The following is a 19,965-nucleotide window of genomic DNA, read 5'->3' on the forward strand; positions in this document are numbered from 1 at the left end:
ATGGAGAGTCGCTGATGGCCCGCGTGACGGTTGAAGATTGCGTCGATAAAGTGCCTAACCGCTTTGAGCTGGTGATGCTGGCTGCGCACCGTGCCCGCGAGATTTCGGCCGGCGCCCCGATCACCGTCGAGCGCGACAACGACAAGAATCCGGTCGTGTCCCTGCGCGAGATCGCTGAAGAGACCCAGAGCGCCGACGAGCTGCGCGAGCGCCTGATCGAGAGCAACCAGACCCAGATCGAGGTCGATGAGCCGGAAGAGGATTCCATGGCTCTCCTGATGGGCGCGGACAACGACAAACCCGCCGACGACGACATGTCGGAAGAGAAACTGCTGCGCGCGCTGATGGAGGCCCAGGGCCAGGGCTGAGGCGCGCGTCTGGACATTTGAGGCTGCGGACCGGACATGATTTCCCCTGACGACCTGATTGCTCTGGTCCGCAACTACAATCCCAAAACCAACGCGGACAGGATCGCCGAGGCCTATGCTTTCGGCGAGCAGATGCACGAGGGCCAGTTCCGGCATTCGGGCGAACCCTATTTCACGCATCCGGTGGCGGTGGCCGCCATCCTGACCGAGCAGCGCTTGGATGATGCAACCATCATCACCGCGCTGCTGCACGACACCATCGAAGACACCAAGGCGAACTATGAAGAGGTCGCCCGCCGTTTCGGCGATGAGGTGGCTATGCTGGTCGACGGCGTCACCAAGCTGACCAACCTGCAGCTCAGCAGCCGCGAGACCAAGCAGGCGGAAAACTTCCGCAAGCTGTTCATGGCAATGTCCAAGGATCTGCGGGTGATTCTGGTGAAGCTCGCCGACCGTCTGCACAACATGCGGACCATCAAGGCGATGCGGCCCGAGAAACAGGCCCAGAAGGCGCGCGAGACGATGGACATCTACGCGCCGCTGGCGGGCCGCATGGGCATGCAGTGGATGCGCGAGGAGCTGGAGGATCTGGCCTTCCGCGTGCTCAATCCCGAAGGGCGCCAGTCGATCATCCGCCGCTTTGTGACCCTGCAGCGGGAAACCGGCGACGTGATCCACCGGATCACCGGCGACATGCGGCTGGAGCTGGAGAAGGCGGGCATCGAGGCCGAGGTCTTCGGCCGTGCCAAGAAGCCCTATTCGATCTGGCGCAAGATGCAGGCCAAGGACCAGGGCTTCTCGCGGCTGTCCGACATTTACGGCTTCCGGGTGATCACCTTGTCGGAAGAAGACGCCTACCGGGCGCTGGGCGCCATTCACCAGCGCTGGCGGGCGGTGCCGGGCCGGTTCAAGGACTATATCAGCCAGCCGAAATCCAACGGCTACCGGTCGATCCATACCACCGTGTCGGGCCGCGACGGCAAGCGGGTGGAGGTGCAGATCCGCACCCGGCAGATGCATGATGTGGCAGAGACAGGCGTGGCGGCGCATTGGTCCTACCGCGATGGCGTGCGCACCGAAAACCCCTTTGCCGTTGACCCGGCCAAGTGGATTGCCTCGCTGACCGAGCAATTCGATGCCGAGGACGACCACGACGAATTCCTCGAGGCTGTGAAGCTCGAGATGTATTCCGACCAGGTGTTCTGCTTCACCCCCAAGGGCGACGTGATCAAGCTGCCCAAGGGCGCGACGCCGATCGACTTTGCCTATGCCATCCACACCCGCATCGGCCATGCCTGCGTCGGCGCCAAGGTGGACGGCATCCGGGTGCCGCTGTGGACCCGGCTCCGGAATGGCCAGTCGGTGGACGTGATCACCGCCGAAGGCCAGACCCCGCAGGTCAGCTGGCTGGAGATCGCCACCACCGGCAAGGCCCGCACCGCAATCCGCCGTGCCCTGCGTGAGGCCGACCGGGCGCGGTTTGTGAAACTGGGCCATGAGCTGGCGCGCTCGGCGTTCGAGCACGTCGGCAAGAAGGCCACCGACAAGGCATTGGAAACGGCCGCCCGCGCGCTGCGCGCCAGCGGAGTGAATGAGCTGCTGGCGCGGCTGGGCGCGGCAGAAATCACTGCCCATGACGTGGTGCAGTCGGTCTATCCGGAACTGACCACCACCGGCGACGGCGATGAGATCTCGCCGCGCCGCGCGGTGATCGGCCTGGAGCCGGGGCAGAGCTTTGAGCGTGCAACCTGCTGCCAGCCGCTGCCGGGCGAGCGCATCATCGGCATCACCTACCGCGGCCGCGGGGTGGTGGTGCATGCCGCCGATTGCGACAAGCTGGGCGAGTTCGAGGATCAGCCGGAACGCTGGATGGACGTGCACTGGCATAGCGGCACCCATCCGGCTGTGTATGGCACCACGCTGGAGCTGACCATCGGCAATGATGCCGGCGTTCTGGGGCGGATTTGCACATTGATCGGCGAGAAAAAGGCAAATATCTCCGATCTGGAATTTGTGGACAGGAAACCAGACTTTTACCGGCTTATGATCAATGTGGAGCTGCGGGATGTGGAGCAGCTGCACTCGCTGATGCTGACACTCGAGGCGGAAAGCGATGTTGCCGCGGTGGCGCGGTTCCGGGAGCGGCCGGAAGAGCGCCACTTTCCGGGATAGGCCGCTGAAACTCTGAGCCGGGAACTGGGCCGGGAACTGGGAAGGACGGACAGCTTTGGTATTCAGGCGCCGGGACAGACGTCCGCCCCTCCGGGCGCTGGCGGATTTTCTCTGGCCGCGCGGCGGCTGGGGGCGGGCGTTCCTGTATGTGAAGCACCGGGTCCGGCGCCTGCCCGATTCGCCTGAACGCATCGCCCGCGGCATCTGGGCCGGGGTGTTCACCACTTTCACACCGTTTTACGGGCTTCACTTTTTTGTCGCGGCGCTCATCGCGCGGATGATGAACGGCAATATTCTGGCCTCGCTCAGCGCCACCTTCTTCGGCAACCCGCTGACCTATGTGCCGATCGGCGTGGCGTCCCTGCAAACCGGGCACTGGCTGTTGGGTACAGAGTTCGACCAGGAGGTCGACAAGTCCCTGGTGGGCAAGTTTCTGGCCGCCGGCGGCGATCTGAAGAACAACCTGATTGCCCTGTTCATGGACCGTCCCGCCGACTGGCAGGGGTTGCACCTGTTCTATAACGAGGTGTTCTATCCCTACATGATCGGCGGCATAATTCCGGGCATCATTGCTGCCACGGTCTGCTATGTGCTCAGCCTGCCGGTGATCCGGGTCTACCAGCAGCGCCGCCGGGCCAAAATCAAGGCTAAGTTCGAAGCGATCAAGAAGCGCGCTGAGGTCGATACCGGTGCCTGAGCCGGGCTGCGGGATTGTACCATTATTTCCAGCAGGCTTGCTCTTGCCCGCGGTCTGTCTAGTCTTTGTGCCAAGCCTTTGACTTCAGACGGATGAGATACCTCTCATGACAGACCACCAATTGCGCCTGGGCGTGAATATCGACCACGTGGCCACTGTGCGTAACGCCCGCGGCGGCGCCTATCCGGATCCGGTCCGGGCAGCAAAACTCGCAGAGGAGGCGGGCGCCGACGGCATTACCGCCCACTTGCGCGAAGACCGCCGTCATATCACCGACGGGGACATCGACGCGCTGATGGAGGCGCTGAACGTGCCGCTCAATTTCGAGATGGCGGCGACGGCGGAAATGCAGAAAATTGCCCTGCGCCACAAGCCGCATGCGGTCTGCATCGTGCCGGAAAAACGCGAGGAGCGCACCACCGAGGGCGGGCTGGAAGTGGCGCGCGAGGAGAACCGCCTGGCCCATTTCATCGCGCCGCTGCGGGATTCGGGCTGCCGGGTGTCGATCTTCATCGCCGCCGACAGGAAGCAAATCGACGCCGCCCACCGTATCGGAGCCGAGGTGATCGAGCTGCATACCGGTGCCTATTGCGATTATCACGCTGAGGGCAAGTTTGCGGAGCGCGACCGCGAGCTGGAGGCGCTGCGGGAAATGTCCGCCTATGCCCATACATTGGGGCTGGAGGTGCATGCGGGCCACGGCCTGACCTATGACACCGTGCAGCCGGTCGCGGCCTTCCCGGAGGTGAAGGAGCTCAACATCGGTCATTTCCTGATCGGGGAGGCGATCTTCCGCGGCCTGACCCCTGCAGTGCACGAAATGCGCCGCCTGATGGACGCGGCACGGGGGCACGAGTGATGCAGGTCAATCTGATCCGGTACGCTCTCTGGTGGATGGGTGCCTCCGTCGCAATGCTGTTGGCTGGTCTCCTGCTGGCGCAGTTCGGTCTGGGCATGCCGGCCGGTCTCGCCACGGTGCTGCCGCCAATGGTCGCATCTGTTGCGGAAGGCATGCGGATTGCCCAAGTTACCCGCGCGCCCTTGCCCGGCAGGGACGCCTGGACATGTGCAGCGGCCATGACCGGGGTGGTGGCGGTGCTGACCGTCATCCAGCTGCCGTTTTACTGGAACAGCCCGATGGTGATCGAAGCGCGGCAGACAATTCCCTTTGTCTACCTCGCCGGGATTTTCCTTCTGCTGCTGTCGGTCATCCTCATGGTCAACCGGCTGTTTCTCGGCCATGGCATCAAACTGGGGCTGAAGCGGCTGGAAGAATGATCCTGGGCATCGGAACCGATCTCGCCAATATCGAGCGAATCCAGCGCACGCTGGACCGCTTCGGCGACCGCTTCCGCAACCGGGTGTTCACCGAGGTGGAGCAGCGCAAGGCCGAACACCGCCGTGATGCGGCCGGCACCTATGCCAAGCGCTGGGCCGCCAAGGAAGCCTGCTCCAAGGCGCTGGGCACCGGCCTGCGCATGGGCATCGCCTGGAAGGACATGGCGGTTTCCAACCTGCGCACCGGCCAGCCGGTGATGCATGTGACCGGCTGGGCCGCCGAGCGGCTGCGCAAGATGACCCCGCCCGGACACGAAGCGGTGATTCATGTCACTCTCACCGACGACCACCCCTGGGCGCAGGCCTTTGTGCTGATCGAGGCGCGTCCCGTGGCGGCGAACCCGGCGGATTTACCCGCCGGAACTTGACTTGCCCCCTTCAGGCCCGCATGTAGCCCCGGACCCTGTTTCCAAACCGGAGAGCCTGATGACGGCCAAAGCAAAGACCAGCAGTTCGATCATCGAGACGATCAAGACGGTCGTCTACGCGCTGCTGATCGCCGGTGTCTTCCGCACCCTGTTCTTCCAGCCCTTCTGGATTCCGTCCGGATCGATGAAAGAGACCCTGCTGATCGGGGATTTCCTGTTCGTGAACAAGATGGCCTACGGCTATTCCTATGCGTCCTGCCCCAGCATCCGCTTCCCGGCGATCGGCGTGAACATCGACGCCAAGAAGATCTGCGGCTTTCTGGACGGCGACAACACCCGTCTGATCGGCAGCGAGCCTGAGCGCGGCGACGTGGCGGTGTTCCGCCACCCCGTGAACGGCAGTGACTTTATCAAGCGTCTGGTCGGCCTGCCGGGCGACAAGATCCAGATGAAGAACGGCGTGCTGTTCATCAACGGTGAGCCGGTCAAGCTGCAGGACGCGGGCGAGTTCGAGGAAGTGATGGAACGCCAGGGGCCGCAAGGCTCCATGCCGCGCTGCGAGAACGCGCCGGTGGGCCAAGGGGCCATCTGCAAGAAGTCGCGCCAGATTGAAACCCTGCCGGGCGGCACCGAGCACGTTGTGCTCAACATCACCAATCAGGGCGTCGACCACACCCGCGTCTACCATGTGCCCGAAGGCCACTACTTCTTCATGGGCGACAACCGCGACAACTCCTCGGACAGCCGCCTGCCGCAGACCGCAGGCGGGGTTGGTTTCGTGCCGTATGAAAACCTGATCGGCCGCGCCGACCGGATCATGTTCTCCTCCGCCGGGCGCTCCATGCTCTATTTCTGGACCTGGCGCGGCGACCGTTTCTTCAAGGGGATCCAGTGAAGCTGTCAAAGGAATTGCGCGCGTTCGAGGAACGGATCGGGCATAGATTCGCCCGCCCCGACCTGCTGCAGCGCGCCGTGACCCATGCCTCCGTGTCGTCCTCCACGCGCAAGGATAACCAGCGGCTGGAGTTCCTGGGCGACCGGGTGCTGGGGCTGGTGATGGCCACCGCGCTGCTGGAGCATGACAAGACCGCCACCGAGGGCCAGCTGGCGCCGCGTTTCAACGCGCTGGTGCGCAAGGAGGCCTGCGCCGATGTCGCCAAGGAGATTGACCTCGGCGCGGTGCTGAAGCTGGGCCGTTCCGAAATGATGTCGGGCGGCCGCCGCAAGCAGGCGCTTCTCGGCGACGCGATGGAAGCGGTGATTGCGGCCGTCTACAAGGACGCGGGCTTTGACGCCGCGGCGGATGTGATCCTGCGCCTGTGGGGCAGCCGTATCCACCAGGTGGAAACCGACGCGCGCGACGCCAAGACCTCCCTGCAGGAATGGGCGCAGGCCCGCGGGCAGAAACCGCCGTCCTATGTCGAGGTCTCCCGCAGCGGTCCGGACCACGCGCCGGTCTTCACCATCGCCGCGCGGCTGCAGGACGGCTCCGAGGCGCAGGCCACCGCAGGCTCCAAGCGACAGGCCGAACAGGCCGCCGCCAAGGCGCTGCTGGAACAGCTCGGCTGACCCGTCAGACCACCCGGATAAAACCGGCAAGCCCGGTCTTCTGGTGCTCGATCACATGGCAGTGGACCGCTCAGTCGCCCAGGTTGTCAGCGACCAGGGCAATCTCGGCCACCTCATCCTTCAAAAGCAGCATGGTATCCGTCACCAGCGGCGGCAGCTTGCGCAGGTTGGAGCGGATCGGAACAAATGCCAGCCCGTGCAGGTGGATCGGATGCAGGTTCGGCGTTTCATTCCTGAGCCGCAGCACATTGCTCTTGCCGCGCTCCAGCGTGACCAGCGGCCCAGTGCCGCTGGCCGCGTCGCCCGCCCTCAGGGGTCCAGCCCAAGACGAAGTCATGCACCTCGGCGTTTGCCAAATCAGGCCGGGAAACCGGATTAGTAGGCAGCGGCTTCAGCTCCCGCAAATCCCGCGCCAAGTCCGCCCCAACGGAGCGCAGTGGTTCCATTGTGCGGGTTGGCTGGCCCGGAAGCTCTGCCAGCAGATCCGCTGTTTGCTCCTCGCCCGCAGGCATCCGCACCGCGAAATCCACCCTCTGGCCGGGGCCCACCAGCAAAGGCACCCCAGCGGAGAGCAGGGGCAGCTCCAACTCCACCGGATGCCCGTCCCAGGCAATGATCCGCGCCTGATCCGTACTCAGGTGCAGCTTGTAGATCCGCGAGGTGTCGGTGTTCACCATCCGCAGCCGAAACAAGCCGCCCGCAGGGGGATCATAAACCGGCGCCTGCAGCCAGTTCGCGGTCAGCACATTGCAATGCGTTCCGCCGAGGGCCGCGCTCCGCGCGGTATATTAGGGCAGGAAGGTGCCGTCATCATTCAGCCGGAAATCCCGCAAGTTGACCGCCTGGTCGCCGTCGAACCCTGGATTCTCCGCCTCCCGGATCACCATCACCCCGGTCAGCTCATGCACCATCTGCGCCATGGTCATGCAGTGCGGGTGATACCAAAAGGTGCCGGCATCCGGAGGGGGAACGTGTAGTCAAAGCTTTCGCCGCCTGCGATCGGCATCTGGGTCAGATAGGGTACCCCGTCCATCGCATTGGCAATCCGCAGCCCGTGCCAATGCATCGCGGTATAATCTTCGGTGCCATTCTCTGCCCGCAAGTGCATGGGCTTGCCCTGAGTGCCCAACAGAACCGGCGGCAGCGCATCCGGCGACAGGCTCACCAGCCCCGGGTCGGAGTGTCACGAAAGGCAAAGCTGGCAGGCTGAATGGTCAACCGCTGCGCCCGGGCGGCACTTGCCGAGCCCCAGCCGCCTGCGCCAAGCGCCCCGGCAGATGCAGCAGTTCCCAGCAGAATATCACGGCGGTTCATCAGGCATGCCTCCTGTTGTGCTCTCAAAGAAAGGCCTGGCTGTCAGATTGGCTCGGCGCCGCGGTTCTTGCACCGGGTCTGCCACAGGTCGTTGACATAGGGCAAGCTTGCGGAATGGTGGCACATGCCCGAAAAAAACGCCTCTGGCCCCTGTGGGTAAATTCCTGTAGAGGCACTGATCTGCAAACAGGACCAGTTGAGATGACAACACGCGCCGGATTCGTTGCCCTGATCGGAGAGCCCAACGCGGGCAAATCGACCCTTCTGAACCGCATGGTCGGGGCCAAGGTCTCGATCGTGACCCACAAGGTGCAGACCACCCGCGCCCGCATCCGCGGCGTGGCGATGGAGGGCGACGCGCAGCTGGTGTTTGTTGACACCCCCGGCCTGTTCAAGCCCCGCCGCCGCCTGGACCGGGCGATGGTGGCCGCCGCCTGGGGCGGCGCTGCCGACGCTGATGTTGTCGTGCTGATGGTCGAGGCCCACCGCGGCATCACCGAAGGTGTCGAGACCATCCTGGAAGGTCTGGCGGAAATCGGCGAGGGCCGCACCGTGGCGCTCGCGATCAACAAGATCGACAAGGTGCCGGCCGAGAAACTGCTGGGCCTCACCCAGGACTTGAACAGCCGCTACACATTTGCCGAAACCTTCATGATCTCGGCAGAGCGCGGCCATGGCGTCGACGACCTGCGCCAGTGGCTGGCGGGCAAGCTGCCGGAAAGCCCCTGGCTCTACCCCGAGGACCAGATCGCCGATCTGCCGATGCGGATGATCGCGGCGGAAATGACCCGCGAAAAGCTGACCCTGCGCCTGCACCAGGAGCTGCCCTACCAGCTGACCGTCGAGACCGAGAAATGGGAAGAGCGCAAGGACGGCTCCGCCCGGGTCGACCAGATCATCTACGTGGTCCGCGACGGCCATAAGGGCATCGTTCTGGGCAAGCGCGGCGAGACCATCAAGTCCGTCTCCCAGGCCGCGCGCACCGAGCTGGAGGAATTCCTGGGCCGCAAGGTGCACCTTTTCCTGCAGGTGAAGGTGCGCCCGAACTGGCTGGAAGAGGCCGAGCGCTACTCGGAAATGGGCCTCGACTTCAAGGACGGCAACTGAAGAGCCCCATGCTGTTCACTTTTGTGAAAATACTCCCGCCGGAGGCTCCGGCACTAACAGCAGGCGCTGTTACAGGCAGGGGCGCGGCATGACCCGCCTCACCGCCCGGTTCTGGATCGACGCCTACCTGGCCCGCCTGCGGTTTCAGGACATCCCGGCCTTCATCACTTCTCATGGCGATGACACCGCGGGCGCGGTGCTTGTGAAGCTCAACTCGCTTGACGGCAAGGCCCGCGCCTTTCACCGCACCTATGACCTGATGAGCGGCGCCCGCAAATGGGATGAGCTGGCCGCCGGGGCCGAGGCCGAGGTCGATGCCTTCATCCGCCGCCAGCGCGACTTCGACCCGGATCTCTGGGTGATCGAGGTCGAAGACCGGCAGGGACGCCATCTGCTGGACGAACCCGGCCTGGAATGACCCTGCCGCTTGCAGCCCGTCCTGCAATGCGCTCTGGTGGGGCGGACCGCAGGACAGGGAGGCCCGCCATTGGAATGGCGTGATCAGGGCATATTGCTTTCAGTGCGCCGCCACGGCGAAAGCTCGGCTATCATCGATGTCTTCACCGAAGAGCACGGCCGCCACGCGGGTGTGGTGCGCGGCGGGGCCGGCCGCCGGATGGCGCCCGTCCTGCAGCCCGGCGCACAGCTGGACGTGACCTGGCGGGCGCGGCTGGAGGACCACCTCGGCAGCTACCAGGCCGAACCGCTGCGCAGCCGGGCCGCCGCAGCGCTCTCCGGGCGGCTGGCGCTGGCAGGGCTCAATACGGTTACGGCGCTGCTGTCCTTCTGCCTGCCCGAGCGCGAGCCGCATCCGGACCTTTACACCCGTAGCGAGCGGCTGCTGGACCTGCTGGGCAACGAAGAGCTTTGGCCGCTCGCCTACCTGCGCTGGGAACTGGCGCTGTTGGAGGAGATGGGCTTTGGTCTCGACCTCTCCGCCTGTGCCGTGACCGGCAGCCGTTTCGCGCTGGCATATGTATCGCCGAAAACGGGCCGGGCTGTTTCACGTGAAGGGGCCGGGGACTGGGCGGAGCGCCTCCTGCCGCTGCCGCCGGTGATGCTGGGGCAGGGTGATGCGGGGGACGCAGAAATCGTGCAGGCCCTGTGCACAACCGGTTATTTCCTGGAGGCGCATCTGGCGCCATCGCTGGGCAACCACCCGCCGCCGGAGGCGCGGGGGCGGCTGCTGGATCTGCTCAGCCGCCGCCTTTGAACAGCATCTCGCGGCCCGCTTCGTTGCTCAGGATCAGCACATCGCCTGAGACTTCGGCCAGCGTCATCTCCTGCAGTGCCTTCAGGAATGCGTCCTCAGCCTCCAGTTCCGGGCAGGCCATGCGCGTCACCGCCAGCGGCCCGGTTTCAAACCAGGGATAGGGCGCGGTCTGGCGGCCCAGGAAATTGTTGCAAGGTCCCCGCCCGGCGATCTTGCCCGGCTCCGGAAAGGTCAGGGTGGCAGCGGCGGCAAAGGCAGCACCGTCAATGCTCTGCAACTTCCACTCCTTGCCCGCGGCGCCGTAGGCCGACAGGCTCTCATCCCCGGTGCAGGCGGTTGGCAGCAGCAGGGAGGTGATCAGGGCAGCACGCAGCATCAAGACCTCCGGTGGCAGGTTCTAATTCCAAACTGAAGGGGTGCAGCGGTCAGCGCAAGGCCGCAGGCGCAAGCGGGCGGGAGAACCGCGCGTTCGGCCCGGGGCTCCCTCAGTTCGTGCGGATAATCTCGGCCACCTTGCGGCCGATTTCGCTGCTGGCCTTGACGGACGGGTGGATCATGTCCAGCGCGTGGTAGGACCGGTCGCCGTAGGGCACCATGTCCTTGTTCGACAGGAAGAAGATGCCCTCATCCATATCTGCCAGCCGGTCGATGCGGGCTTCCAGCTCATTGCCCTCGTCACGGCAGTGCTCGATCATCGATCCCACGCCCGGGCTGCGCAGATAACCGACATAGATCACCCGGGCACCGGTCGCGCGCAGCTCCGCCAGCATGCCGGGAATGGCGCCAGTGCGCCCGTCAGAGGAGATCAGCCTGTCCATCTTGCGGTTGCAGGCGAAGCAGCCGCAGCCCAGCCACAGGTCATTGCCACCGCCGTTGACGATCACCCAGTCCCATTTGCCGGGGGTGTACTGTTTGCGGATGTTCATCCCTGCGGCACCGGAAATGGGCAGCTTATAGATGATCCGCGCGGCGGAAACCGAGCGGTCCACCACCGGTTCCTGCAACTCCCGCGCCACCGTGTCCGATATCGATTTGCCCGCCAGGCTGTGCCAGGCCAGAAGTGAATCCCCCATCGCCAGAATGCGCGGGGATTGACCTGCAGGCACGGTGTCGCCGCAGGCGGAAAGCAATAGCAGGGCGGGCAGAAGAAGGCAGCGGAATAATGTCATGCCCCTTGTTAACCACGAATCGTTAAGGATCGAATAACCTGGATTGGAAACAGACTTATTCCGCGCCGTGGTTGCAGTCCGGCCGCAGAGCCCGCAGTGCGCAGCCGCACAAAAAAGCCCGGCGCGAACGCCGGGCAAGGAGGGGATTGCTCCCCTGCGGTGGTAACTGGCGGGGCTCAGCCCAGCAGTCGGCGGGCGATGACCTGCGCCTGGATTTCCGCGGCACCCTCGAAGATGTTGAGGATGCGGGCGTCGCACAGCACGCGGGAGATCTTGTACTCCATCGCAAAGCCGTTGCCGCCGTGGATCTGCAAGCCATTGTCGGCCGCCGCCCAGGCAACCCGCGCGCCCAGGAGCTTGGCCATGCCGGCCTCCAGGTCGCAGCGGTGGCCGTGGTCCTTTTCCCAGGCCGAAAAATAAGTCAGCTGGCGGGCGATCATGATCTCCACCGCCATCATCGCCAGTTTGCCGGACACCCGCGGGAAGTTGATCAGCGATTTGCCGAACTGCTTGCGCTCCTGCGCGTACTGCATGGCGATGTCCAGCGCCGACTGGGCCACGCCGATGGCGCGGGCCGCGGTCTGGATGCGGGCCGATTCAAAGGTCTCCATCAGCTGCTTGAAGCCCTTGTTCTCCTCGCCGCCCAGCAGGTTCTCCTGTTTCACATGGAAATTGTCGAAGCCCAGCTCGTATTCCTTCATGCCGCGGTAGCCCAGCACCTCGATCTCGCCGCCGGTCATTCCGGGGGTGGGGAAAGGGGCTTCGTCGGTACCTGGGGTCTTCTCCGCCAGGAACATCGACAATCCGCGGTGGTCGGTGGTGTCCGGATCGGTGCGCGCCAGCAGGGTCATCACATGGGTGCGGGCGGCGTGGGTGATCCAGGTCTTGTTGCCGGTGATTTTGTAATCGCCGTTCTCGTCCTTCACCGCACGGGTGCGCAGGGAGCCGAGGTCGGAGCCGGTGTTCGGCTCGGTGAACACGGCCGTCGGCAGTATCTCCGCGCTGGACAGCTTCGGCAGCCAGTTGGCCTTCTGCTCCTCTGTGCCGCCGCACAGGATCAGCTCCGCCGCAATCTCGGACCGGGTGCCCAGCGAGCCGACACCGATATAGCCGCGCGACAGTTCTTCGGAAACCACCACCATGGAGGCCTTCGAGAGGCCGAAGCCGCCGTATTCCTCCGGGATGGTCAGGCCGAAGACGCCCATCTCCGCCAGTTCCTCGATGACTTCCATCGGGATCAGTTCATCCCTCAGGTGCCACTCGTGGGCATTCGGCTCGACCTTCTCCACCGCATAGCGGCGGAACTGGTCGCGGATCATTTCCAGCTCTTCCTCCAGGCCGGAGGCGCCGAACATGGTGGAACCGGCCTGTTCCTCCATCAGCTCCACCAGACGGGAGCGGGCGGCCTGGCTGTTGCCCTGCTCGCAGAGCGTCATCACTGCAGGCACCATCAAAGCACGCTGGGCGTCCTGGCTCAGGCCCAGATCCTGCAGGCGGATGATTTCGCCCTGGTTCATCTGGATGCCGCCGTAGACCTGCCACAGGTATTCGCCAAAGCCGATCTGGTGGATCAGCTGCTCCATCTCGCCGAACTTGCCCTCAGCCTGCAGCTTCTCGGCCCATTTCTGCATCTGGCGCAGCGAGTAAACATAAGTGGCAAGCCAGGACAGACCGTGCGCAGCCACCTGGTTTTCCTCGATCAGCTTGCCGGACACACGGCCGTCGCTGCTCACCATTTCCTTGACGGAGGCGCGCGCGGCCTCAAGCAGCTGGTCCAGCGGTTCCAGCGCGGCGCCGGTCAGCGCCAGCAAGTCGGGAATGAGAGTCGGTTTCATATGCAAGTCCTGTCCGTCGTGGGCCATGAATCAGATCCTTCTTCGGTCGCCCGGTGGTAAATCATTTTGCAGGCGCAGCGCAACAAAAATACTCACTGGTGCGTCATTTGGATCAAATCTTGCGTGTTGATTTTGCCCGTGCAGCACGCTGAGGATGTGATAGAGCGGGGGCATGACTGAATTGTTTGCGCTTCTTTCCCCGGCTGAGCTGGCAGCGGCCTTTGGCATCGCGCTGCTGGCCGGCACGGTCAAGGGCCTGGTGGGGTTCGCCATGCCGATGATCTTCATCTCCGGCCTCAGCATGTTCCTGGCGCCGGACCTGGCGCTGGCCGGGCTGATTCTGCCCACCTTGGTGACAAACGGCATGCAGGCGCTGCGGCAGGGGCCGGGCGCGGCGCTGGCCTCGATCCGCAAATTCCGGGTGTTCCTGCTGGTCGGGCTGGTCTGCCTGCTTCTCAGCGCCCAGATGGTGCGGCTGCTGCCGCAGCAGGCGCTGCTCCTGGTGATCGGCCTGCCGGTCACGGTCTTTGCCTGCATCCAGTTGATGGGCAAGGTGTTTGCGATCTCCAATCCCTCTCCGCGCAGCGAGGCCATGGTGGGCGGTATTGCGGGCCTGATCGGCGGTGTCTCCGGCGTCTGGGGGCCGCCGACCGTGGCCTATCTCACCGCTTTGAATACCGAGAAGACAGAGCAGATCCGGGTGCAGGGCGTGATCTACGGCCTCGGCGCGGTGGCGCTGCTGGTTGCGCATGTGGGGTCGGGTGTGATCCGGGCCGAGACAGCACCGTTTTCGCTGGCGCTGATCGTGCCGGCCGTGGCGGGCATGTGGATCGGCGGCCAGTTGCACGACCGGATCGACCAGGTTCTGTTCCGCCGCGCGACCCTGGTAGTTCTGCTGATCGCCGGGCTGAACCTGCTGCGCCGCGGCTTGCTGATGTAGCGGGGAGGACCAGGGCAGCATGCATCAACGGCTCAACGCATCGCAGCTGGCAACCGGCTCCATCCTGATCGCGCTTGCGGTCATGGCGCTGAAGGTTGCGGCCTGGAAGATGACCGGCTCCGTGGCGCTGCTGTCGGATGCGCTGGAATCGCTGGTCAACATCGGCGGCGCGGTGATGGCCTGGATCGCGGTGCGTTACGCCCAGCGGCCTCCGGACGCCGGCCACCCCTACGGCCACCACAAGGCGGAGTATTTCTCGGCGGTGATCGAAGGCATCCTGATCGTGATCGCCGCGCTGGTGATCCTGCATGAGGCCATCGGCGCGCTGACCCGGCCTGCGGCTGCAAACTGGGGCGCCGCGGGCATGGCGGTGAACGGGCTGGCAATGGCGGTGAACCTCGCTTGGGCGCGGGTGCTGCTGCGCGCGGGCGGGCGGCTGAAATCCCCGGCCCTGTCCGCCGGCGGGCGCCACCTGATGAGCGACGTCTGGACCTCTGCCGGCGTGCTGGCCGGGCTGGGTCTGGCGCTTGCCACCGGCTGGGCGGTGCTCGACCCGCTCTTGGCGCTGCTGGTCGGCGTCAACATCCTGCGCGAGGGCTGGCTGGTGATCGCCGCCTCGGTGAACGGCCTGATGGACACCGCCGCCCCGGAGGAGGACCGCGCCCGGGTGGAAGAGATCATCCACCGCACCGCCAATGGCGCGATGCAGGTTCACGGGCTGAAAACCCGCCGCGCCGGCCGGGCCCTGTTTGTCGAATTCCACATGGTGGTTGACGGCGCCATGACGGTCCGCGCCGCGCATGACATCTGCGACCGGGTGGAGTCCGCCCTGCGCGCCGCCATTCCCGACGTGCAGCCGGTGATTCACGTGGAGCCGGAGCACAAGCTGGAGCCCGCGGGAATCGAGCCGCGCTGAACCGTTTGCATTTCCCCGCCGCCTCCCGTTTAACCGCGCTTGAATCTGGCAAAGGAGCAGGCACATGGCGATGGAGTGGAACAGGCTGCTGAACGCAGGAAGGCTGTGCCGGCCGGAGTTCCCCGAGGCACCGGGGCGCGAGGCATACCTGCAGGACTATGACCGCATCCTGTTCTCCGAGCCGTTCCGGCGGCTGGCGCAGAAGACCCAGGTGCATCCGCTCTACAGCCACGACCATGTGCACCACCGGATGATCCACAGCATGGAGACCTGCAGTGTCGGCCGCTCGCTGGGCGCGGGCGTGGGCCAGGCGCTGCTGGCCGCGGGCCGCATCAGCCCCGGCCAGGTCCTGCGCATCGCCGGCCATGTGCAGGCTGCCTGCCTGCTGCATGACATCGGCAACCCGCCCTTCGGCCATTCCGGCGAGGACAGCATCGGCGGCTGGTTCGCTGCGCAGTTCAAGGCAGGCAGGGGGCTGGCTGCACACGTCCCGGCGGACCGGCAGGCGGAGTTCGCCCATTTCGAGGGCAACGCCCAGGGCCTGCGCATCGCCGGGCGGCTGGAAATGGCGCGGCGCGAGGGCGGCATGCGGCTCAGCTATGCAACGCTGGGCGCCTTCCTGAAATATCCTTGCACCCGGCAGGTGCGCGATGCCGTCTGCAGCGGCGGTCCTGCCCCCTATGCGGGTCTCAAGAAATTCGGCGTCTTCGCCGCTGATACCGCGCTGCTCGACGAAATCTGTGCCGCCACCGGCATGATCCGCGAAGACGCAGGCTGGTACCGCCGCCATCCGCTGGCCTTCCTGGTCGAGGCGGCCGACGACATTTGCTACCGCATCATGGACATCGAGGACGCGGGCGCGGTGGGCGATCTGGACCGGGCAGATGTCGCTGCGGTGCTGGAAGACATCACCGGCAAGCCCAACCGCGAGGATGACGCCGCGATGCCGCTCAGCGAGCGTGTATCCCTGCTGCGGGCGCTGGCCATCGGCGCAGCCACCAGCGCCGCGGTGCAGGCGTTCATGGACAATTACGACGCCATCATGAGCGGCGAGTTCGACGGCGACCTGATCGGCGCCTCCGCCAAGGCGGACGCCTTTGCCGAACTGCAGCGGCTGTCGGTGGAACGGATCTTCGCCGCCCGCCGCAAGACCGAGCTGGAGGTGGCCGGCCGCCAGGTCCTGCACCGCATTCTCGACCATTTCCACGGGCTCTACACCGATCTGGCCGCCTGCGGCTGGGATCCGGCCGGGCTGGCCAAGGAGCATTCCCACTGGGCGCAGCTGATCCGTGCCGTGGACCTCGACCTGCGCGGGGTAGAGGACGCCTGCACCGCCATGCATTCTCTGGCGGATTTCGTCTCCGGCATGACCGACCGCTATGCTGTCAAGGTCCGCGACATGGTCAGCGGTTCCCTTCAGGTCTGATCGGTCTCCCGCGCGCGCATGATCTTTTCGCGGGCTCTGCTGTCGCGGCCTGCCATCTGGTCGGTGATCCGGTTGGCCCAGGCGTTGTTTTCGTCCGCCAGCGCCTTGATCTCCCGCGCCAGAAAGGCAAAGCCCTGGCCGGCTTTGCCTGCCCGTGCGGCCTCGATGCCCGCGTTGATGGCCAGGATGGACAGCTTCTGCACCGAGCGCAGGATGTTCTCCGCCAGCTTGAGGATCTCGGCATTATCCGCTTCGGTCTTCTTCAGCGTGCCTTCCAGTTCATTGCGCAGGCTGACTTCGGCCGATGCATCCACCACCAGCCCTTCCAGAAAGACCATCTCGCCGCTGTCGTCGTAAACTGCATTGCCGCGCTCGCGGACCCATGCGGCGGTGCCGTCGGGCCGGCGCAGCCGGTAGGCCACGTCCCAGTTTTCCCCGGCTGCAATGGCTGCATCCACATCCGCAAAGACACGGTCAATGTCATCGGCATGGGTCAAGCCGACATAGGATACCTTGGCATTGCCAAGGATGTCCGATGTCGGGCAGCCGCATAGTTTCTCAACCTGGCCGGCCATGAATTTCATCGTGAAATTCTCGTCATTGGCACAGCGGTACACGAAGGCGCTGCCAGAACTGAAAATACTGTTGAAAACGGTCAATGCCTGTTGGTCCATCCCGCCCCTCCCTGGGTGTGGCGCAAAACTCAGTAAAACAGCCGTAAAGCTGCGCTTGCGGAAGATTTGCGGTGGAATGGTTAAGGAAGCGTTTACCGGAAAATTTATTTCCTGAAATGAAAAACCCCGGTGCGGAACCGGGGTTTTCTTTACCTGCAGGAATTGAAAGCGCGTCAGCCGATGGCTGCGGCTTTCACGTCCTCGTCGATGAACGGCAGGTACTGCTCGAAGTTGTCGGAGAACATCTGCACCAGCTTGGCGGCCTGCGCGTCGTAGGCGGCCTTGTCATCCCAGGTGCGGCGCGGGTCCAGCAGCAGTTCCGGCACGCCCGGCACGTTGACCGGCACATCAAAGCCGAAGTTCGCGTCCTTGCGGAATTCCGCGTCCGCCAGCGAGCCGTCCAGCGCCGCGGTCAGCAGCGCGCGGGTCGCCTTGATCGGCATGCGCGAGCCGGTGCCGTAGGCGCCGCCGGTCCAGCCGGTGTTCACCAGCCAGCAGGTCGCGCCGTGCTGGGCGATCTTCTCGCGCAGCAGGTTGCCGTAGACCTCGGGGCGGCGCGGCATGAAGGGGGCGCCGAAACAGGTGGAGAAGGTGGGTTCCGGCTCGGTCACGCCGCGCTCGGTGCCTGCCACCTTGGAGGTGAAACCGGACAGGAAGTGGTACATCGCCTGCGCCGGGGTCAGCCGCGCGATCGGAGGCAGCACGCCGAAGGCATCGCAGGTCAGCATGATGATGTTCTTGGGGTGGCCGCCGCGGGCGCTGGACGATGCATTGGAGATGTAATGCAGCGGGTAGGCACAGCGCATGTTGGCGGTCAGGCTGTCATCGTTGAAATCCAGCTCCTTGGTTTCCTCGTCGAACACCATGTTCTCGATCACGGTGCCGAACTTGGATGTGGTGGCGTAGATTTCCGGCTCAGCCTCGGCATTCAGGTTGATGGTCTTGGCATAGCAGCCGCCTTCGAAGTTGAAGGTGCCGTTGGAGGCCCAGCCATGCTCGTCGTCACCGATCAGCACCCGGTCCGGGTCGGCGGACAGGGTGGTCTTGCCGGTGCCGCTGAGGCCGAAGAACACGGCGGTGTCGACCGGGTTGCCCTTGGCGTGGTTGGCGGAGCAGTGCATCGGCATGATGCCCTTTTCCGGCAGCAGGTAGTTCAGCAGGGTGAACACCGACTTCTTGTTCTCGCCTGCGTATTCGGTGCCGCCGATCAGGATCACCTTCTTGTCGAAGTTCAGCGCAATGACGGTCTCGGACCGGCAGTCGTGCTTTTTCGGGTCGGCCTGGAACGAGGGGCAGTTGATGATGGTGAAGTCAGCCACGAAATCGTCCAGGTCCTCGCGGTCGGGACGGCGCAGCAGGTGGCGGATGAACAGGTTGTGCCAGGCCAGCTCGGTGACCATGCGGACATTGATCGCATGCGCCGGGTCGGCACCGCCCACCAGGTCCTGGACGTAGTAGTCCTTGCCCTTCATGTGCTCCAGCATGTCGGCGTAAAGCGCGTCAAAGCCCTCGGCGCTCATCGCGGCATTGTTGTCCCACCAGATGGTGTCGCGCACGCTGTCGGTTTTCACCACATGCTTGTCCTTGGGCGAGCGGCCGGTGAACTTGCCGGTGGTGACCAGGAAAGCGCCGCCATTGCCCAGCGTGCCTTCGCCGCGCTTCAGCGCGGCTTCGATCAGCGCCGGCTCCATGAAGTTGTAATAGACATTGCCCAGACCCTCGATGCCCTGATCCTCGAGGCGGAATTGCGGGTTAACCCGTCCAGATGTCATGCGTTTTTTCTCCTGTGGCGGCGCGGGCGGCACGCTGGCTGCGCGGCTGCGCCATTGGGGCAATAGAAAACGGCATCGCTGCCGGTGGCGCGGTCTTAACATGGCGTTTTGGGCGGTGAACAGGCCGGTTTCAACTAGTTAGCGCCATCAAGGCGATGTTTAGCGCAACCATTGTTCTGCACCGCGGCAAGTGCCTCCCTGTTCAGCAGATGCTAAGGTATTTTTGCCCCAATTGAGTCCAAAGATCGCCCCGTTTCCTCAAATGGGATTGATTCGGGGCCCTATAACGGCGATGAAAGTGGTAAAAACAAACCAGAACAGAGCAGATTAGGGGCAATTCCGATGTCAAAGATTGCTTTGGTTGACGATGACAGGAACATCCTGACATCGGTTTCCATGACTCTTGAGGCCGAGGGCTTCGAGGTCGAAACATATAATGACGGGCAGGCCGCGCTGGACGCCTTCAACAAGAAACTGCCTGACATGGCCGTGCTCGACATCAAGATGCCGCGCATGGACGGCATGGACCTGCTGCAGCGGCTGCGCCAGAAGTCCCAGATGCCGGTGATCTTCCTCACCTCCAAGGATGACGAGATCGACGAGGTGCTTGGCCTGCGCATGGGCGCCGATGATTACGTCAAGAAACCGTTTTCGCAGCGTCTGCTGGTCGAACGCATCCGGGCGCTGCTGCGCCGCCAGGAGGCGATCAGCAGCGATAGCGAAGGCAGCGCCTCGCCCGAGGCCAAGGTGATGGAGCGCGGCAACCTGCGGATGGACCCGCTGCGCCACGCGGTCAGCTGGAAGGGCAAGGACGTGTCGCTGACGGTGACCGAGTTCCTGCTGCTGCAGGCGCTGGCCCAGCGGCCGGGCTTCGTCAAAAGCCGCGACCAGCTGATGGACGTGGCCTATGACGATCAGGTCTATGTGGACGACCGCACCATCGACAGCCACATCAAGCGGCTGCGCAAGAAGATGCGCAGCGCGGATTCGGATTTCGCGGCAATCGAGACCCTGTACGGGATCGGTTACCGTTATAATGAAGAATAAGCGGCACATCTAAGCGGGGCGTCATGCCCCCGGCCAAGGG

Annotated in this window: 23 protein-coding genes and 1 pseudogene; 15 read left to right on the forward strand and 9 right to left on the reverse strand. The window is 64.4% G+C overall.

All coding sequences use genetic code 11. From position 1 onward, the window contains the following. The first annotated feature begins 14 nt into the window (after positions 1 to 14). From rpoZ to rnc, 8 genes are all read left to right on the forward strand, one after another. Entirely contained in the window at positions 15 to 368 is a 354-nt protein-coding gene (gene rpoZ / locus KUV26_RS14330) for a DNA-directed RNA polymerase subunit omega (protein WP_174147996.1), read from the forward strand. A gap of 36 nt (positions 369 to 404) precedes the next feature. Next, positions 405 to 2,540 (forward strand): RelA/SpoT family protein, encoded by a 2,136-nt coding sequence (locus KUV26_RS14335; protein WP_222504876.1) that lies wholly within the window; start codon positions 405 to 407, stop codon positions 2,538 to 2,540. A gap of 55 nt (positions 2,541 to 2,595) precedes the next feature. Continuing rightward, a complete protein-coding gene (locus tag KUV26_RS14340; RefSeq protein ID WP_222504877.1) occupies positions 2,596 to 3,237 on the forward strand; it encodes a DUF2062 domain-containing protein in 642 nt (213 codons plus the stop codon). Positions 3,238 to 3,343: 106 nt separating this feature from the next. Beyond that, complete coding sequence (locus tag KUV26_RS14345) at positions 3,344 to 4,096, forward strand: pyridoxine 5'-phosphate synthase (RefSeq protein ID WP_222508843.1); 753 nt, start codon at positions 3,344 to 3,346, stop codon at positions 4,094 to 4,096. Continuing rightward, positions 4,096 to 4,515, forward strand: coding sequence for an ABZJ_00895 family protein (locus KUV26_RS14350; protein ID WP_222508844.1), 420 nt, complete (start codon positions 4,096 to 4,098; stop codon positions 4,513 to 4,515). The genes KUV26_RS14345 and KUV26_RS14350 overlap by 1 nt, the downstream gene beginning before the upstream one ends. Continuing rightward, entirely contained in the window at positions 4,512 to 4,943 is a 432-nt protein-coding gene (acpS, locus tag KUV26_RS14355) for a holo-ACP synthase (RefSeq protein ID WP_222508845.1), read from the forward strand. Before KUV26_RS14350 ends, acpS begins: the two co-directional genes overlap by 4 nt. Positions 4,944 to 5,001: 58 nt before the next feature. Continuing rightward, entirely contained in the window at positions 5,002 to 5,838 is an 837-nt protein-coding gene (gene lepB / locus KUV26_RS14360) for a signal peptidase I (RefSeq protein ID WP_222504881.1), read from the forward strand. Next, entirely contained in the window at positions 5,835 to 6,512 is a 678-nt protein-coding gene (gene rnc / locus KUV26_RS14365) for a ribonuclease III (protein ID WP_222504882.1), read from the forward strand. The genes lepB and rnc overlap by 4 nt, the downstream gene beginning before the upstream one ends. A 70-nt stretch (positions 6,513 to 6,582) precedes the next feature. Here rnc and KUV26_RS23655 read toward each other — a convergent pair whose 3' ends face one another. The 4 genes and pseudogenes from KUV26_RS23655 to KUV26_RS23670 all read right to left on the reverse strand — a co-directional run bounded on the left by KUV26_RS23655 (position 6,583) and on the right by KUV26_RS23670 (position 7,826). Further along, the gene (locus tag KUV26_RS23655; RefSeq protein WP_261399898.1) at positions 6,583 to 6,849 is read right to left on the reverse strand and encodes a multicopper oxidase domain-containing protein; all 267 of its coding nucleotides are present in this window, start codon (positions 6,847 to 6,849) and stop codon (positions 6,583 to 6,585) included. 451 nt (positions 6,850 to 7,300) lie between these two features. Further along, positions 7,301 to 7,438, reverse strand: a complete 138-nt coding sequence (locus KUV26_RS23660) for a hypothetical protein (protein WP_261399899.1) — start codon at positions 7,436 to 7,438, stop codon at positions 7,301 to 7,303. Positions 7,439 to 7,441: 3 nt separating this feature from the next. Then, positions 7,442 to 7,620, reverse strand: a pseudogene (locus KUV26_RS23665) (multicopper oxidase domain-containing protein); the annotation flags it as partial. 53 nt (positions 7,621 to 7,673) lie between these two features. Further along, positions 7,674 to 7,826 (reverse strand): hypothetical protein, encoded by a 153-nt coding sequence (locus KUV26_RS23670; protein ID WP_261399900.1) that lies wholly within the window; start codon positions 7,824 to 7,826, stop codon positions 7,674 to 7,676. A 201-nt stretch (positions 7,827 to 8,027) separates the two neighbouring features. On the opposite strand from KUV26_RS23670, the gene era reads away from it, so the two are divergent. From era to recO, 3 genes are all read left to right on the forward strand, one after another. Next, positions 8,028 to 8,933, forward strand: a complete 906-nt coding sequence (era, locus tag KUV26_RS14375) for a GTPase Era (RefSeq protein WP_222504883.1) — start codon at positions 8,028 to 8,030, stop codon at positions 8,931 to 8,933. An 88-nt stretch (positions 8,934 to 9,021) separates the two neighbouring features. Beyond that, the gene (locus KUV26_RS14380; protein WP_222508846.1) at positions 9,022 to 9,351 is read left to right on the forward strand and encodes a DUF1491 family protein; all 330 of its coding nucleotides are present in this window, start codon (positions 9,022 to 9,024) and stop codon (positions 9,349 to 9,351) included. Positions 9,352 to 9,420: 69 nt separating this feature from the next. Then, positions 9,421 to 10,146, forward strand: coding sequence for a DNA repair protein RecO (gene recO / locus KUV26_RS14385; protein WP_222504885.1), 726 nt, complete (start codon positions 9,421 to 9,423; stop codon positions 10,144 to 10,146). On the opposite strand, the gene KUV26_RS14390 is transcribed toward recO, so the two are convergent. The 3 genes from KUV26_RS14390 to KUV26_RS14400 form a co-directional block, all read right to left on the reverse strand. Next, on the reverse strand, positions 10,130 to 10,522 hold the full coding sequence (locus tag KUV26_RS14390; RefSeq protein ID WP_222508847.1) for an META domain-containing protein: 393 nt from the start codon (positions 10,520 to 10,522) through the stop codon (positions 10,130 to 10,132). The two genes, recO and KUV26_RS14390, sit on opposite strands and share 17 nt — an antisense overlap. Positions 10,523 to 10,631: 109 nt before the next feature. After that, complete coding sequence (locus tag KUV26_RS14395; protein ID WP_222508848.1) at positions 10,632 to 11,315, reverse strand: SGNH/GDSL hydrolase family protein; 684 nt, start codon at positions 11,313 to 11,315, stop codon at positions 10,632 to 10,634. Between the two features lie 176 nt (positions 11,316 to 11,491). Beyond that, positions 11,492 to 13,177 (reverse strand): acyl-CoA dehydrogenase family protein, encoded by a 1,686-nt coding sequence (locus tag KUV26_RS14400; protein WP_222508849.1) that lies wholly within the window; start codon positions 13,175 to 13,177, stop codon positions 11,492 to 11,494. 145 nt (positions 13,178 to 13,322) lie between these two features. Between KUV26_RS14400 and KUV26_RS14405 the strand changes: the two genes are divergently transcribed. The 3 genes from KUV26_RS14405 to dgt all read left to right on the forward strand — a co-directional run bounded on the left by KUV26_RS14405 (position 13,323) and on the right by dgt (position 16,432). After that, positions 13,323 to 14,090, forward strand: a complete 768-nt coding sequence (locus KUV26_RS14405) for a sulfite exporter TauE/SafE family protein (RefSeq protein ID WP_222508850.1) — start codon at positions 13,323 to 13,325, stop codon at positions 14,088 to 14,090. A gap of 19 nt (positions 14,091 to 14,109) precedes the next feature. After that, the gene (locus KUV26_RS14410; RefSeq protein ID WP_222508851.1) at positions 14,110 to 15,006 is read left to right on the forward strand and encodes a cation diffusion facilitator family transporter; all 897 of its coding nucleotides are present in this window, start codon (positions 14,110 to 14,112) and stop codon (positions 15,004 to 15,006) included. 64 nt (positions 15,007 to 15,070) lie between these two features. After that, positions 15,071 to 16,432 (forward strand): dGTP triphosphohydrolase, encoded by a 1,362-nt coding sequence (gene dgt / locus KUV26_RS14415; protein WP_222508852.1) that lies wholly within the window; start codon positions 15,071 to 15,073, stop codon positions 16,430 to 16,432. On the opposite strand, the gene KUV26_RS14420 is transcribed toward dgt, so the two are convergent. Both KUV26_RS14420 and KUV26_RS14425 read right to left on the reverse strand, forming a co-directional pair. Next, positions 16,423 to 17,106 (reverse strand): PAS domain-containing protein, encoded by a 684-nt coding sequence (locus tag KUV26_RS14420; RefSeq protein ID WP_222508853.1) that lies wholly within the window; start codon positions 17,104 to 17,106, stop codon positions 16,423 to 16,425. The genes dgt and KUV26_RS14420 overlap by 10 nt on opposite strands. Before the next feature lie 173 nt (positions 17,107 to 17,279). After that, the gene (locus KUV26_RS14425; protein ID WP_222508854.1) at positions 17,280 to 18,878 is read right to left on the reverse strand and encodes a phosphoenolpyruvate carboxykinase; all 1,599 of its coding nucleotides are present in this window, start codon (positions 18,876 to 18,878) and stop codon (positions 17,280 to 17,282) included. Positions 18,879 to 19,220: 342 nt separating this feature from the next. On the opposite strand from KUV26_RS14425, the gene KUV26_RS14430 reads away from it, so the two are divergent. After that, positions 19,221 to 19,925 (forward strand): response regulator transcription factor, encoded by a 705-nt coding sequence (locus KUV26_RS14430; protein WP_222508855.1) that lies wholly within the window; start codon positions 19,221 to 19,223, stop codon positions 19,923 to 19,925. Positions 19,926 to 19,965 lie beyond the last annotated feature (40 nt).

The sequence above is a fragment of the Leisingera daeponensis genome (assembly GCF_019801465.1).
In the GTDB taxonomy this organism is placed as follows: domain Bacteria; phylum Pseudomonadota; class Alphaproteobacteria; order Rhodobacterales; family Rhodobacteraceae; genus Leisingera; species Leisingera daeponensis_A.

Coding starts and splice junctions, on each gene's coding strand:
- rpoZ (WP_174147996.1), top strand. CDS start 15: ATGGCCCGCGTGACGGTTGAAGATTGCGTCGATAAAGTGCCTAACCGC.
- KUV26_RS14335 (WP_222504876.1), top strand. CDS start 405: ATGATTTCCCCTGACGACCTGATTGCTCTGGTCCGCAACTACAATCCC.
- KUV26_RS14345 (WP_222508843.1), top strand. CDS start 3,344: ATGACAGACCACCAATTGCGCCTGGGCGTGAATATCGACCACGTGGCC.
- KUV26_RS14350 (WP_222508844.1), top strand. CDS start 4,096: ATGCAGGTCAATCTGATCCGGTACGCTCTCTGGTGGATGGGTGCCTCC.
- acpS (WP_222508845.1), top strand. CDS start 4,512: ATGATCCTGGGCATCGGAACCGATCTCGCCAATATCGAGCGAATCCAG.
- lepB (WP_222504881.1), top strand. CDS start 5,002: ATGACGGCCAAAGCAAAGACCAGCAGTTCGATCATCGAGACGATCAAG.
- KUV26_RS23655 (WP_261399898.1), bottom strand. CDS start 6,849: ATGACTTCGTCTTGGGCTGGACCCCTGAGGGCGGGCGACGCGGCCAGC.
- KUV26_RS23660 (WP_261399899.1), bottom strand. CDS start 7,438: ATGACCATGGCGCAGATGGTGCATGAGCTGACCGGGGTGATGGTGATC.
- KUV26_RS23670 (WP_261399900.1), bottom strand. CDS start 7,826: ATGAACCGCCGTGATATTCTGCTGGGAACTGCTGCATCTGCCGGGGCG.
- era (WP_222504883.1), top strand. CDS start 8,028: ATGACAACACGCGCCGGATTCGTTGCCCTGATCGGAGAGCCCAACGCG.
- KUV26_RS14380 (WP_222508846.1), top strand. CDS start 9,022: ATGACCCGCCTCACCGCCCGGTTCTGGATCGACGCCTACCTGGCCCGC.
- KUV26_RS14390 (WP_222508847.1), bottom strand. CDS start 10,522: ATGCTGCGTGCTGCCCTGATCACCTCCCTGCTGCTGCCAACCGCCTGC.
- KUV26_RS14395 (WP_222508848.1), bottom strand. CDS start 11,315: ATGACATTATTCCGCTGCCTTCTTCTGCCCGCCCTGCTATTGCTTTCC.
- KUV26_RS14400 (WP_222508849.1), bottom strand. CDS start 13,177: ATGGCCCACGACGGACAGGACTTGCATATGAAACCGACTCTCATTCCC.
- KUV26_RS14405 (WP_222508850.1), top strand. CDS start 13,323: ATGACTGAATTGTTTGCGCTTCTTTCCCCGGCTGAGCTGGCAGCGGCC.
- KUV26_RS14410 (WP_222508851.1), top strand. CDS start 14,110: ATGCATCAACGGCTCAACGCATCGCAGCTGGCAACCGGCTCCATCCTG.
- dgt (WP_222508852.1), top strand. CDS start 15,071: ATGGCGATGGAGTGGAACAGGCTGCTGAACGCAGGAAGGCTGTGCCGG.
- KUV26_RS14420 (WP_222508853.1), bottom strand. CDS start 17,106: ATGGACCAACAGGCATTGACCGTTTTCAACAGTATTTTCAGTTCTGGC.
- KUV26_RS14425 (WP_222508854.1), bottom strand. CDS start 18,878: ATGACATCTGGACGGGTTAACCCGCAATTCCGCCTCGAGGATCAGGGC.
- KUV26_RS14430 (WP_222508855.1), top strand. CDS start 19,221: ATGTCAAAGATTGCTTTGGTTGACGATGACAGGAACATCCTGACATCG.